Annotated in this window: 14 protein-coding genes; all 14 read right to left on the bottom strand. The window is 47.7% G+C overall.

The features are described from left to right. Window positions 1-20: 20 nt before the first annotated feature. From cheB to E0698_RS02790, 14 genes are read right to left on the bottom strand one after another with little or no spacing between them, the layout of a single operon-like run. On the bottom strand, window positions 21-1,535 hold the full coding sequence (gene cheB / locus E0698_RS02725; RefSeq protein WP_192510525.1) for a chemotaxis-specific protein-glutamate methyltransferase CheB: 1,515 nt from the start codon (window positions 1,533-1,535) through the stop codon (window positions 21-23). Between the two features lie 31 nt (window positions 1,536-1,566). After that, on the bottom strand, window positions 1,567-2,454 hold the full coding sequence (locus E0698_RS02730) for a MinD/ParA family protein (protein WP_134910116.1): 888 nt from the start codon (window positions 2,452-2,454) through the stop codon (window positions 1,567-1,569). Further along, window positions 2,451-3,890 carry a flagellar biosynthesis protein FlhF gene (gene flhF / locus E0698_RS02735; RefSeq protein ID WP_134910118.1) on the bottom strand — a complete coding sequence of 480 codons (1,440 nt, stop codon included), beginning with the start codon at window positions 3,888-3,890 and terminating at the stop codon, window positions 2,451-2,453. Before flhF ends, E0698_RS02730 begins: the two co-directional genes overlap by 4 nt. After that, window positions 3,887-5,920: a flagellar biosynthesis protein FlhA gene (gene flhA, locus E0698_RS02740; protein ID WP_192510526.1), complete on the bottom strand. Its 2,034-nt coding sequence runs from the start codon at window positions 5,918-5,920 to the stop codon at window positions 3,887-3,889. The genes flhF and flhA overlap by 4 nt, the downstream gene beginning before the upstream one ends. A gap of 23 nt (window positions 5,921-5,943) precedes the next feature. Beyond that, entirely contained in the window at window positions 5,944-7,056 is a 1,113-nt protein-coding gene (flhB, locus tag E0698_RS02745) for a flagellar biosynthesis protein FlhB (RefSeq protein WP_192510527.1), read from the bottom strand. Further along, the gene (gene fliR, locus E0698_RS02750) at window positions 7,056-7,841 is read right to left on the bottom strand and encodes a flagellar biosynthetic protein FliR (protein WP_044644860.1); all 786 of its coding nucleotides are present in this window, start codon (window positions 7,839-7,841) and stop codon (window positions 7,056-7,058) included. The genes flhB and fliR overlap by 1 nt, the downstream gene beginning before the upstream one ends. Before the next feature lie 9 nt (window positions 7,842-7,850). Beyond that, window positions 7,851-8,120, bottom strand: coding sequence for a flagellar biosynthesis protein FliQ (gene fliQ / locus E0698_RS02755; protein WP_014281093.1), 270 nt, complete (start codon window positions 8,118-8,120; stop codon window positions 7,851-7,853). A 37-nt stretch (window positions 8,121-8,157) separates the two neighbouring features. After that, entirely contained in the window at window positions 8,158-8,913 is a 756-nt protein-coding gene (gene fliP, locus E0698_RS02760; RefSeq protein ID WP_134910122.1) for a flagellar type III secretion system pore protein FliP, read from the bottom strand. Continuing rightward, a complete protein-coding gene (locus E0698_RS02765; RefSeq protein ID WP_134910123.1) occupies window positions 8,910-9,443 on the bottom strand; it encodes a flagellar biosynthetic protein FliO in 534 nt (177 codons plus the stop codon). Before E0698_RS02765 ends, fliP begins: the two co-directional genes overlap by 4 nt. 12 nt (window positions 9,444-9,455) lie before the next feature. Continuing rightward, a complete protein-coding gene (locus tag E0698_RS02770; protein ID WP_014281090.1) occupies window positions 9,456-9,821 on the bottom strand; it encodes a response regulator in 366 nt (121 codons plus the stop codon). A gap of 29 nt (window positions 9,822-9,850) precedes the next feature. Further along, window positions 9,851-11,164, bottom strand: coding sequence for a flagellar motor switch phosphatase FliY (fliY, locus tag E0698_RS02775; RefSeq protein ID WP_192510528.1), 1,314 nt, complete (start codon window positions 11,162-11,164; stop codon window positions 9,851-9,853). Then, entirely contained in the window at window positions 11,154-12,152 is a 999-nt protein-coding gene (fliM, locus tag E0698_RS02780) for a flagellar motor switch protein FliM (protein ID WP_192510529.1), read from the bottom strand. Before fliM ends, fliY begins: the two co-directional genes overlap by 11 nt. A 42-nt stretch (window positions 12,153-12,194) precedes the next feature. Continuing rightward, complete coding sequence (locus tag E0698_RS02785; protein ID WP_025684933.1) at window positions 12,195-12,668, bottom strand: flagellar basal body-associated FliL family protein; 474 nt, start codon at window positions 12,666-12,668, stop codon at window positions 12,195-12,197. After that, window positions 12,665-12,889 (bottom strand): flagellar FlbD family protein, encoded by a 225-nt coding sequence (locus tag E0698_RS02790; RefSeq protein WP_014281086.1) that lies wholly within the window; start codon window positions 12,887-12,889, stop codon window positions 12,665-12,667. Before E0698_RS02790 ends, E0698_RS02785 begins: the two co-directional genes overlap by 4 nt. Between the last annotated feature and the right edge of the window lie 4 nt (window positions 12,890-12,893).

Here is a 12,893-nt window from a genome sequence, read left to right on the forward strand (position 1 = left end):
CTCCATGAGTTACACTCCGATTATTTCACAACTTGTACAAGCTTGGGGGCGATCTCCTGCATCGGCAGAAGGTGGCGCACACATTTTAACTCTACGGCCGAGCGGGGCATTCCGTACACTACGCAAGTTTCCTCATTTTCAGCAAATGTGGATTGTACCCCTGCATCAAAAAGCTTTTTCATCATTTTAGCCCCGTCGCTACCCATGCCAGTCAGCAACACCAGATGCCGTTCCAGAGAGGTTAACGGGAGTAACGATTCGAACATCGTGTCAACAGAAGGACGGTGACCGTTACGAGCTTCTTCCGTCTTCAGTGACACGGTGTATTTACCACTGGCTCCCGGCACAATTCTCAATTGATATCCTCCCGGAGCGATATAAGCTGTTCCAGTCTCCAGCGTCATCCCCTGCTCGGCTTCAACCACCCGGAGCGGACTCAACGTATTCAGACGCTGTGCCAGCGAACGGGTAAAGTTGGGCGGCATATGCTGCACAATGACAATCGGGGCGGGAAAATCCCCGGGAATGCGTTCCAACAACGTCTTGAGCGCACGCGGACCACCGGTAGAGCATCCGACTGCGACCAGCTTGCGGAAGTTGGGCGAATATACTCCTTTTTTAAGGGAGAACCCCTTGGGCGCTGACTGAACAATGGGTGCCCTCACTGGGGGCGTAACAGCCGAAGAAGCAACTGGAGTCGAAGGAATCGGTGTAGACACCGTTTTCCGGGGCTCAGGTTTGATAAGCCCTGCCTTATCCGTGCTGTGCTGCGATTTAGCTGCGGACGTACCCGAAGTATTCAGTTGCCTTGTCGCACGTTCAACTTCCTTGGGCGGCTCTTCCTTCTTCTGCGTAGCAGGTGCTTGGGCAGTCTTCCGCGGCTGGGCGACTGGCTTACTTAAATGGCTGACAGGTACAGAACTTCCTGTCTGCGGCCGTTTCGCGGCCGACTTGGCTGCCGGAACGGACTTGCCAGCATCCCGCTTCGGCGGAATCGGTGCAGCAGTTGCAATAAGAGCCTTGCCTGTAGCTTCTTTACCTTCCGTTCCCATGTCAGCTAAAACTTGTCCTTCTGTAGTCCGCTCCAGCGCTGCTTTTCGTTCGTTAGCTTCCTTGCGCTCCAATCGGCTGCGGACTGCTAGCATAGCGGTGTGCATCTGCTCCAGTAGCGCCTTGCCCACCTGCTTGATATCCTGCGCGTGAGAGATGGAGGGCTTCCGTATAAAATCGAAAGCTCCTGCTTCCAGAGCCATAATGGTCTCCTTCATACCCTGTTCATTAATACCAGAGAGCATAATGACCGGAAGCGGATGGGCCGCCATAATAAGAGGAAGCGCTTCAAGGCCATTCATTTCAGGCATCTCGACATCCATTGTGACTAGGTCAGGCTGTAACTCCTTCACTTTCTCTACAGCCTCTTTGCCGTTGGCGGCTGTACCTGCGATGTCGAACGACTCATCTTTTACAATTAAATCTGAAATAATTTTGCGCATAAAGGCCGAATCATCCACAACCAGCACCCGGTAAGCACACATGTTAAACACCTCTGTTTCCTTTCAGTCAAAATCAATGTGCCGAACGCCGCAACCATTTTTGCATAAACCCTTTGATTCCGCTCAAAGTACCTGATTGCGGAGTCTGTGGCATCGCTGCAAAACGGTGCGCCAGATTCAACACATCTCTGGATGCCGTACATCCCGGATAAGCAATTGAAAAAGGCACCTGCCTTTTGACTGCCTGCATGACATGCGTATCATCACTGATATGTCCCAGCAACGGAATGTCGATCTCCAAAAAGCGTCGCGCAACCAGAGCTATCTTATCGGCAACTTGACGGGCCTCATTATCGTTATCGGCACGATTGACTATAATTTTGAATACTGTATCCTTTTGCAATCCACTGACGACTTTGATCAGCGCATAAGCATCCGTCAAAGACGTCGGCTCTGGCGTAGTTACGACCATACACTCGTCAGCGGATGTTATGAATTTCAGGTTTTCTTTAGATAACCCCGCGCCAGTGTCAAACAAAACATAATCCATATCTGCCGCAATTTTCTCCACCTCATCGGCAAAGTAATTCAGATCGTCATCGGATAACGAGAACAGCTCGCTCAGGCCAGATCCTCCAGCAATATAAGGCAAGCCTCCCAAGCCCGTTTGAACAATTTCGGCCATTGATTTTTCACGTTTTAACAGATGAAGAAGATTGTATCTTGAGTTGGCACCCATCAACACATCAATATTGGCCATACCGATATCAGCATCAAATACGAGTACCTTTCGCCCAAGCGATTGCAAGGCCAAAGCAAAATTAAGGGTGAAATTGGACTTGCCCACACCGCCCTTACCACTGGTGACTGTCACGATTTTCGCATGGCGATTACGTGCAGGTAGTCGATACTTATCCAGGGCAGAAGCCATTTGTCTAAGAGATTGGGCTTGGTCACTCATACAGAATCCCCGGTATCTCCTGACGATTCTGTGGCTCCGAACAGCAGGCTTGTCACCATTTCTGTATCTGGATGCAGCAGATCATCAGGCACATTTTGACCGTTCGTAATATAGGCCAACTGCATTGGAAACTGGTGCAACAGATTAAACAAACCGCCGCAACTACCTGTCTCATCCATTTTGGTAAATACAACCTTACCAAGGCCAAACTTATTGAAATGTCCAGTTATGTTGAGCATATCTTTGCTTTTGGATGTTAGGCTAAGCACCAGATACGTCTCACTTTCCTTAATAGGTGAAAGCAGACTTTGCAATTCGGAAACGAGTAGCTCATTACGATAATTTCGTCCTGCGGTATCCATCAGGATCAAGTCACAATGCTCCAGACGTTGAATGGCTCTGTGAACATCTCCGGGAGATTGCACAACTTCAAGCGGCACATTCAAAATCGTAGCATATGTACGCAACTGCTCGACGGCCGAGATACGGTACGTGTCCGAGGTAATAAATCCGACTTTGCGGTGATGCTTAAACAACTGTTCCGCTGCCAACTTCGCAATGGTCGTCGTTTTTCCTACTCCGGTTGGACCTGCCACATAGACAATTTTGGTATCTTTCGAGATGCCCTTGTCCAGCCTTTCCCGAATGAATCCGGTCACTTCTGCACGAAGGGCCTGCTCCCAATCAAAAGATTCAGGATCAGATGGATGCTCACTTCGGCGCTCATATACCCGTTCCAGCCAATGCTCCAGCAAATCGCGTTCCACTTCTTGCTCCAGCATACGCTCACAAATCTCTTGTAACGGTTCCGGCCAAGTGTTTTCCATCGTAGAATTACGGGAAATTCGAGTCATCATGGCTTTCATTTCCCGTAATTCATAAAGCAGGGATTGATTTTCCTCTGCCCCCATCTTGTCTGGAATGCTTGCCTCCGACGCTTGCTTAAACAACTCGTTGGATGTTACCTTTTTCGGAACTGCTGCTTTGTTGTTGAAAGCTTCATTTTCAGCTTCCACACTATAACCTGCTCCGTATGAAGATCGTTCTGTGCCTGGGGCAACTTGTTCGGCCGCAGCCATCAAATCAGCCAATCCCTCTTTGGAACCGTTCGTCATCTGCGTTACCCGTCGATAGGCTTCTGGAGCGGCTTGTCTGGGGACCACTGGTGACGACGGTGCTTCCTGCTGCTCAGGAGCATTCATGGGTGGAAAAGCCTCAACATAAGGTTCCTGTGACGGTTGAGTCCGTCGTGGTTTTTGAAGCTGCTGCTCCTCTACCGCAGCGACGACTTCGATTTTCTTTTTACCGAACATACCCATAAATCCGCCGATCTTCATTTCCTTGGTGCTCAAAATGACGGCATCCGTTCCAAAGTCACCTCTGATTTGCATCATGGCTTCCGGCATTGTATCCACTACATATCGTTTCACTCTCATAAGTTCACCACCCCGACACTTTGAATTTCGACGTTCGGCTCTAGCTCACTGTACGACAGTACCGGGACATCCTGCATCGTCCGTTCCATCACTTGCCGCAAATACATACGAATCGTCGGTGACGTTAGTACGATAGGCTGCTGCCCGGATTGAATGAGACGGTTGATTTGCTCCATCATCCTTTGATACACCGTCTGCGTTGATACCGGATCAAGAGCCAGATAGCTGCCCTGCTCCGACTGTTGCACGCTTTCGGCAATTTTCTTCTCCAGCCCTGGTCCCACGGTAATGACACGTAGTGTCTCTCCCTGCTGGGCGAACTGCTGCGTAATCTGGCGGGACAACGCCTGACGGACATATTCAGTCAGCACGTCCGGATCTTTTGTATAAGTGCCGTAATCAGCCAGTGTTTCAAAAATGGTCACCATATCGCGGATGGATATTTTTTCTTTTAACAGCTTGGCCAGCACTTTTTGTACATCTCCAATCGCCAATACGGAAGGAATAAGATCGTCCACAAGCACTGGATAATTTTCCTTGAGATTGTCGACCAGCGACCGCGTTTCTTGTCTGCCAAGCAACTCGTGGGCGTGTTTCTTGATCGTCTCTGTCAAATGAGTAGCTACGACCGAAGGAGGGTCCACAACCGTATAACCGGACAGCTCCGCAACATCCTTGGTATTCTCATCAATCCAGAGCGCAGGCAATCCGAAGGCTGGTTCTGTCGTTTCAATACCCGTAATGGAATCGTCGTCGTATCCTGGGCTCATCGCCAGATAATGGTTCAACAGCAATTCCCCGCCGCCTACCGTATTGCCTTTAATTTTGATTACATACTCGTTTGGCTTGAGCTGGATATTGTCCCGTATGCGAATGACCGGCACAACCAATCCCAGCTCCAGCGCACATTGACGACGGATCATAATAATCCGATCCAGCAAATCCCCGCCCTGCTGTGTATCAGCCAGTGGAATCAGCCCGTATCCAAACTCGAATTCGATTGGGTCCACCTGAAGCAAATTAATAACACTTTCCGGACTGCGAACCTCTTCGATCTGTTGCTCTTCTTCCATCTGCTCATCAGCAATCTGCTTACGTTCCATGTTGCCCTGCATTCTTCGGGCCGCAAAAAACAGCAGAACAGCCAGTGGAAGGGTCGTAATGATATGAATAGGAGTAAACAAGCCCAACAAAGCAATCGTGGCAGCCACAATGTAAATTAGCTTTGGATATGAAAAGAGCTGATCCGTCAAATCATCCGCCAAGTTTCCATCAGACGTAGCTCGTGTAACGATCAAGCCTGACGCCGTGGATATGAGCAATGCGGGGATCTGGCTGACCAGTCCATCACCAATGGTCAGAACGGAGTAAGTCGACAGCGCCTCCTGAAACCCTTTACCCTGAACAGCCATACCAATAATGAAACCGCCGACCATGTTGATAATCAAAATGATAATACTCGCAATGGCGTCACCTTTAACAAATTTACTGGCACCGTCCATTGCTCCGTAAAAATCCGCTTCCCGTTCGATTTTACTACGCCGTTCACGGGCTTGCTGTTCGTTGATCAGACCTGCATTCAGGTCGGCATCAATACTCATTTGTTTACCCGGCATCGCGTCCAGCGTAAACCTTGCGCCTACCTCAGCAACCCGTTCGGAGCCCTTGGTGATCACGATAAACTGCACAACCACGAGAATCAGGAAGACAACAAAACCGACCGCAATTTGTCCGCCTGCAATCCAACTACCAAACGTAGCCACGACTTCTCCGGCATGTCCCTCACCTAAAATGAGCTTGGTCGTAGAAATGTTAAGCGCCAGACGAAACAACGTTGTGATGAGCAACAATGAAGGAAAAATAGAAAACTGTAAAGCTTCCTTCGTGCTCATAGAAACGAGTAGAATCATCAAAGCAATCGATATGTTAATCACGAGCAAAATGTCGAGCAACCATGAAGGGATCGGTAGAATCATCATAAGAACGATGCCGATGACGCCTGCAAGGACGGTTATTTCTTTTATTTTCACGGGTCTCTTGGCCTCCGATCCCTTTATTTCACTTTACCTTTTAATTTATATACATACGCCAGCACTTCGGCAACAGCCTGGAACAGATCGGCTGGAATCGCATCCCCGATTTCGGCTCTTTGAAACAGCGCCCGTGCCAGCGGCTTGTTTTCCATCGTTATAACGCCGTTTTGCTTGGCAATTTCCTTAATTCGGAGCGCTACGTAATCTTGCCCTTTCGCAATAATCTGCGGCGCCTCCATCTCCGAACCGTCATATTTCAAAGCCACAGCAAAGTGCGTAGGGTTGGTAATGATGACATCTGCATTGGGAACTTCCTGCATCATGCGCTGCATAGCCATTCGGCGCTGCCGTTCGCGAATTTTCCCTTTGATCAGCGGGTCACCCTCCATTTTCTTGTATTCATCCTTGATGTCCTGTTTGGACATTTTCAGATTTTTCTCATGCTCATAGCGTTGATACATATAATCCAATACTGCTAAAACGAACAGAACCACACCAATTTTGAGTCCCAGCTCCATTGTTAATGAAGCCGTAAAGTTCAACATTTGGTCACCGGACATTTCGGCCAGCTTGGGTAAGTCTGCTTTTGTTTTCCACAGCACGCTGTACACCAGATAACCGATCACGGTCATTTTTAAAACAGATTTCAGGAATTCAACCAGTGACCGCATGGAAAAAATATTTTTAAATCCTTTAATCGGGTCAATCTTGCTAAACTTGGGCGTAATCCCCTCTCCAGTTAACAAGAAACCGATCTGCATGTAATTCGCAGCTACCCCGATGACAATGGCCCCAATAAAAATAGGCGCCAGCATAATCATGATTTGCACGCCATACTCACCCATCATCAGCATTGTCGTGTTCGGCGTTACCTCCATCGATAACCGGTTTACAAAAATATCCCGAAACAAGCGAACTGCATGATCCTTGAAATACCCGCCGAAAATCATAAGACAGAAAAACGTGACCAGCAGGACACCCGCTGCGGGCAACTCCATACTTTTGGCAACCTGCCCTTTTTGCCTGGCATCCTGTTTCTTTTTGGGTGTGGCTTTTTCCGTTTTTTCCCCTGAGAACAACTGCAGGTTCATAGCATATTTAAATGACAAACTACGTTCCCCCAAACCAGACATTAAGGACGGTTACCCATAATATCCAACAAGTTGCGCATGGATTCGAACATCACAGTAAACAATTTTTCAAAGATAAAAGCAAAACTCGGCATAAGAAGCAATAACATGAACAGTCCCACAATAATTTTGAGCGGCACACCAATGACAAAAATGTTAAACTGCGGAGCCGTTTTAGCCAAAAATCCGAGTCCCACATCCGTTAAAAAAGTAGCTACTACTATAGGAGCAGCAATTTGAAAAGCCAGCATAAAAGATTCAGCAAAGGAACGGATCAGAAATTCCGTCACACTGCCTCCATACAGCTTTACAAAAAAATCATTCGTCAGCGGCACCCAATCATAGCTGTATAAAATAGCGTTTATCAGGTGATGATGCCCGTTTAAGCTTAAAAAGAGCAACACGGCTATCGCAAACTTGAAATTCCCCGTTAAAGGCGACGAAGCTCCTGTCATCGGGTCAAACACACTGGCCATCCCGAAACCTACCTGAAGATCAATAAAGGAACCTGCGGTTTGGATCGCTGTCATGAATAAATAAGCGGTAAAACCCAGCAATAACCCAATCAACACCTCGCGACCCACCAACAGCACATACGCTGCATCCGTCGGTACTTGCTGATGCGTACCATAAGTGAGATACACGATCAATGCGAGAAATCCCGATATACCAACCTTAAAGATATTAGGTACTCCTCGGGTTGAAAAAATAGGCGCTACTACAAAAAACGAGGTAATCCGACAAAAAATCAGCAAAAAAACAGGAAAACTCTGTAACAACATGTCCATAACTTCAGCCTAACCTATATATTTGTACAAATTGTCCAGAATGTTAAACGTAAAATCCACTAATGTCGTCAATATCCATGGTCCGAACAAGAGCAATGCCAGTAATACGGCGACAATCTTCGGAACAAATGCCAAAGTCTGCTCCTGAATTTGGGTTGTCGCCTGAAAAATACTGATAATCAAACCGACGACCAGTCCCAAAATCAGCATCGGAGCGCTAACTTTAAGCACTGTGTACACCGCTTGTCCGGCAAGGGAAATAATAAACTCCGAAGTCATTGCCGTCCTCCTTGATTGCTGTCCCTGTGGGAAATATTCATGTGTTAAAGCTTAGAAGCAATGATTTGACGACCAGATACCAACCGTCTACGAGCACAAACAGCAGTATTTTAAAAGGAAGCGAAATCATCACCGGCGGCAGCATCATCATCCCCATAGCCATGAGCGTACTCGCCACCACAATGTCAATGACCAAAAACGGTATAAATATCATGAAGCCCATCTGAAATGCTGTCTTTAACTCACTGATAGCGTAAGCCGGAACCATCACCGTTAATGGGATATCCTGATAGTTTTTCGGTTTTTCCATCTTGGTGTATTTCATAAAGAGCAGTAGATCCTTCTCCCGTGTATGAGAGAACATAAAGGTCTTGATTGGTACCGCAGCCTTGTCCAGCGCCTGAGATTGCGTTAAATCCCCCTTGAGATACGGCTGGAGCGCAGTCTCGTTCATAGCGGAGAACGTCGGGGCCATTATAAATAAGGTAAGAAACAAGGCCAGTCCGACAAGCACCTGGTTAGGCGGCATCTGCTGGGTCCCCAGCGAGGTGCGAACAAAGCCCAGCACGATCACGATTCGCGTAAAGCTCGTCATAAGCACAAGCAAAGCGGGCGCTACACTGATGACAGTAATAAGTAAAATAATAGACAGCGAGGTGGCACCGGGCTGTCCTTTGTCCGAGTTGCCGACTTGTATATCAATGTTCGGGATCGGTTCCGCAGAGGCCGCCGTCACCGAAATGAAGCTGAACAAGACGAGCAGCAAACATGCAAGTATAATCTTTTTTCTCATGAATCTCCCGACCGATCTGTAGTATTCTCCTCATTGCGCAGCTTTTCGAGTTTATCCTTGCGATTCGGCATTTGCCGAAGCTTGGATTCGAACATCTCGTGAAAAGACGTTTCCTCTTCAGGCTGCTGCTGTGCCGCGGTGTTCCGGCGAAGCTTACCCGCAATTTTAGCGAATAGCGGGGCAATCGGGCCGCGCTGCAGAGAAGCTTCCTGCTCCAGTGCGGCCAAAATTTGCTCCACTTCTTCAGGATCGGATACTTTGTCAACAAGCCGGATATCTTCTCCCACACCAATGAGATACACACTGCTACCAACTTCAACAAGCTGAAGGGATTTGTTAGGGCCCAGCCCCACGCCTCCCAGTATGCGAACGGAGCGGTTGCTGAACCAGCTCTGATTTCTTTTACTCAAAAACCGTATCAAGTACACGATAAGTACGATGATAAAGATCAGCACGAAAAGGACCCAGGCAATGTTGCCTATATTGCTGGATGTACTCAATGCGTCAGAGGCACCCTGTTTTGTATCCATAGCGGATGCGCCTTACACACCCAATGTTTTGTTGATGGCTTCGATAACCCGATCCGATTGGAAAGGCTTAACGATAAAATCTTTTGCGCCTGCTTGGATGGCATCAATAACCATTGCTTGCTGACCCATCGCGGAGCACATGATGACCTTTGCGTTCGCGTCAATTTTTTTGATTTCCTTCAGAGCGGCAATGCCGTCCATTTCGGGCATCGTAATATCCATCGTAATCAGGTCCGGACGAAGCTCCTTGAATTTTTCAATAGCCTGTGATCCATCCTGGGCCTCTCCTACTACTTCATATCCATTTTTGGACAGGATGTCCCGAATCATCATTCTCATAAATGCAGCATCGTCCACGATCAAAATACGGTTTGCCATCTGAAATAAATCCTCCCTAAATTATGCTATTATTGTAATTTCTGAATACGGTCCCATTGGCTTACAATATCCGTCACACGCACGCCGAAGTTCTCGTCAATTACGACAACCTCGCCTTTGGCAATCAGTTTGTTGTTAACCAGAATGTCCACCGGCTCCCCGGCAAGCTTGTCCAGTTCAATAATTGAACCTTGTGAGAGCTCTAGAATATCTTTAATTTGCTTTTGGGTCCTTCCTAATTCTACGGTGACTCTAAGGGGAATGTCCATCAATAAATTTAAATTGTTTTCATCCACTTGCGCAAATGCACCGGATTGCAAGTTTGAAAATTGTACAGGCTGCACATTTACATTTCGTCCCGGTATCGAACCATAATGATGAGGCGCTCCATAAGGGGCCTGTGGTGGTACACCTCCAGGCATTCCATAACCTGGCGCTCCCTGCTGACCGTATCCCGGGTCTTGAGGGTACATAGGCGGTTGCTGTCCATAACCTGAACCTGCATCCTGCGGCGGCTGTACGGGCACCTGTGCGGCTACCGGTGGCTGTTGATACGTTGGTGCGGGTTGCTGTTGCGGAATCTCGGTTTGTTGTGGCACTTCTGGAGCAGCCGTTGCTGCTACTTGCTGAGCGGACGCTTGCGGTTGCTCGTCATCCTCTCCGCCATTCATTAGAATGCTCACCATCTTTTTGGCGAAATGCACAGGCAACAGTTGCATCAATGTAGAGTCAATCAGGTCACCGATCAACAAACGGAAGGATACTGTAATCAGCGTCTGTTCATCTGGCAGGCTGGATACTCCATCACCATGCATTGGATCCAAAATATCAATTCCAGGCGGAGAAATATTAACAAAACGGTTAAACATGGTAGACATTGAGGTTGCCGACGAGCCCATCATCTGGTTCATCGCTTCCTGCACAGCGCTGATATGAATTTCATTCAATTCTTCATCTACCGGATTTCCTTCACCGCCAAGCATCAAATCCGCTATGACCTGGGCATCACGCTTTTTGATCACGAGCGAGTTAATACCCTCAAATCCATCTACATAATTCACATGTACTGCTACGTGCGGCTTAGGAAATGCTGTTTCGAATTCAGAGCGGGTAATAATTGAAACTTTAGGGGTCGTAATATCAACCTTTTGACCGAGCAGTGTGGAAAGAGCTGTCGCTGCGCTGCCGAACGTAATATTACCGATCTCCCCGAGAGCATCCTGCTCCAGAGGAGTCAGAAAATCGTCAACGGTCTTGTTGGCGGGAGTAGAATCCGTGCCCGCCTCCGACTGTTTCAGCAGGGCATCAATTTCCTCCTGGGACAAATAGTCTTTACTCGTCAATTTCTTCAACTCCTTCGCTGACAATTTCATCAATCTGTACGGCAACACGATCTTTTACCATGCCGGGACTTCCAAAAAATTTCAGTTTTTCGCCCACCCGGATGGAGAGCCCTTCCTTGACGGGTTTGTTCAATGAAATGACATCCCCCACCGAAAGGCCTAAAAACTCGGCCACATTTATTCGGGATTCACCTAGCTCGGCAATAATGGGAAGCTGTGCTTTCGTGACCCGTAATCTCAAGGCGTCAATCTCTTCAGGCGCCCTTGATTTCTTTTCGGATGTAAACCACTGGTGCGTCGACAACCTAGCCATAATCGGCTCCAATACCACGTGCGGGATACAAAGGTTAATCATCCCTGTGGTATCGCCAATTTTAGTACTAAGCGAGATTAGGGCAATCGTTTCATTGGGTGAAACAATCTGCATAAACTGCGGATTGGTTTCCATTGCCTCCAAACGCGGTTCAATATCCAATACCGTTTTCCAGGCCTCTTGCAGGCTGTCAAAGGTACGACTAAAAATCCGCTCCATGATTGTCGTCTCAATTTCTGTCAATGCGTTAACCTTGGACGGCGCTGATCCGGTCCCTCCGAGAAGCCTGTCCAGCATTGCAAAAGCTACGTTCGGGTGAACCTCAAGCACCATACGTCCTTCCAGCGGCTCGGCTTCAAAAATGTTCAAAATGGTCATTTTCGGAATGGAGCGAATGAATTCATCATAAGGAAGCTGCTCCACCTGAACGACATTAATTTGGACAAACGTCCGGAGCTGTGCTGAAAAATAAGTGGTCAGATACCGTGCAAAATTTTCGTGTATCCGCGTCAGACTCCGAATGTGATCCTTAGAAAACCGAAGCGCTCTTTTGAAGTCGTAAGCGCGAACTTTCTTTTGGGTATCTTCCTTTTTAAGTTCTTCCGCATCCATTTCACCGGACGAGAGAGCTGCTAAAAGGGCATCAATTTCCCCTTGCGACATTACATCCACCAATGTTATTCACCCCCTTACATGTTCAGACAAGTTCACCTGGAATCAAATGGCTGCCAGCAAAAAGTCTGTAATTTTGGCGTTCCCCAGGTGACCTTCAGGGAGCGACTTGTTGATGAGATCCGTCAGCTTGTCACTGAACTGGTCTCGGCCTTTGGCTGTTCTGAGCTCATCAGGCTTGGTGTCTGCAAGTAATTGAATAACGATTGGCTTGATACTGATGTCCTTGATTTTTTCAAAAGATTCCTTTGCTTTGGCATCGTTTAATTGAAAAGCAAGATTCATCTGGACAATATAATCAGCGTCTGCCAGATTGGTTTTGATACCAGTAATTTCAGAACTCACTTCCACCAATTCATCTGCTGACAGTCGGGGAAGCTGTTCTGCTTGAGCGGCTTGCGCATTTGGAGTGGCTTCCGACTTTTTCCCGCTAAGCGCTGGTACAAGTACAAAGGCCGCACCTGCAATCAAAGTGATCGCGAGTAAAATTGTAATGAGCCATGGCAGCATCTTTTTCATTCGTCTTCCTCCATTTGTTGCACTTTTATCGTGGCGGCATGTATGCCGATTTCACGGCTGTAACCCTTGATCAAGGAGACGACATCTGCCGCTTTTTCCAATACAATCAACCGTTTCCCCGTCACTAATGTGACGTATGTATCCGGCGTTTCCTCCACAGTCTCAATGAGCAGAGCATTAAGCCACATAGGCGAGCCGTTTAGCCGCGTTAACGGGATCATCGTA

It is taken from the genome of Paenibacillus sp. 23TSA30-6, from assembly GCF_014858585.1.
In the GTDB taxonomy this organism is placed as follows: domain Bacteria; phylum Bacillota; class Bacilli; order Paenibacillales; family Paenibacillaceae; genus Paenibacillus.

Coding starts and splice junctions, on each gene's coding strand:
- cheB (WP_192510525.1), bottom strand. CDS start 1,535: ATGTGTGCTTACCGGGTGCTGGTTGTGGATGATTCGGCCTTTATGCGC.
- E0698_RS02730 (WP_134910116.1), bottom strand. CDS start 2,454: ATGAGTGACCAAGCCCAATCTCTTAGACAAATGGCTTCTGCCCTGGAT.
- fliR (WP_044644860.1), bottom strand. CDS start 7,841: ATGGACATGTTGTTACAGAGTTTTCCTGTTTTTTTGCTGATTTTTTGT.
- E0698_RS02785 (WP_025684933.1), bottom strand. CDS start 12,668: ATGAAAAAGATGCTGCCATGGCTCATTACAATTTTACTCGCGATCACT.
- flhF (WP_134910118.1), bottom strand. CDS start 3,890: ATGAGAGTGAAACGATATGTAGTGGATACAATGCCGGAAGCCATGATG.
- flhB (WP_192510527.1), bottom strand. CDS start 7,056: ATGTCTGGTTTGGGGGAACGTAGTTTGTCATTTAAATATGCTATGAAC.
- E0698_RS02790 (WP_014281086.1), bottom strand. CDS start 12,889: ATGATCCCGTTAACGCGGCTAAACGGCTCGCCTATGTGGCTTAATGCT.
- E0698_RS02765 (WP_134910123.1), bottom strand. CDS start 9,443: ATGGATACAAAACAGGGTGCCTCTGACGCATTGAGTACATCCAGCAAT.
- fliP (WP_134910122.1), bottom strand. CDS start 8,913: ATGAGAAAAAAGATTATACTTGCATGTTTGCTGCTCGTCTTGTTCAGC.
- fliQ (WP_014281093.1), bottom strand. CDS start 8,120: ATGACTTCGGAGTTTATTATTTCCCTTGCCGGACAAGCGGTGTACACA.
- E0698_RS02770 (WP_014281090.1), bottom strand. CDS start 9,821: ATGGCAAACCGTATTTTGATCGTGGACGATGCTGCATTTATGAGAATG.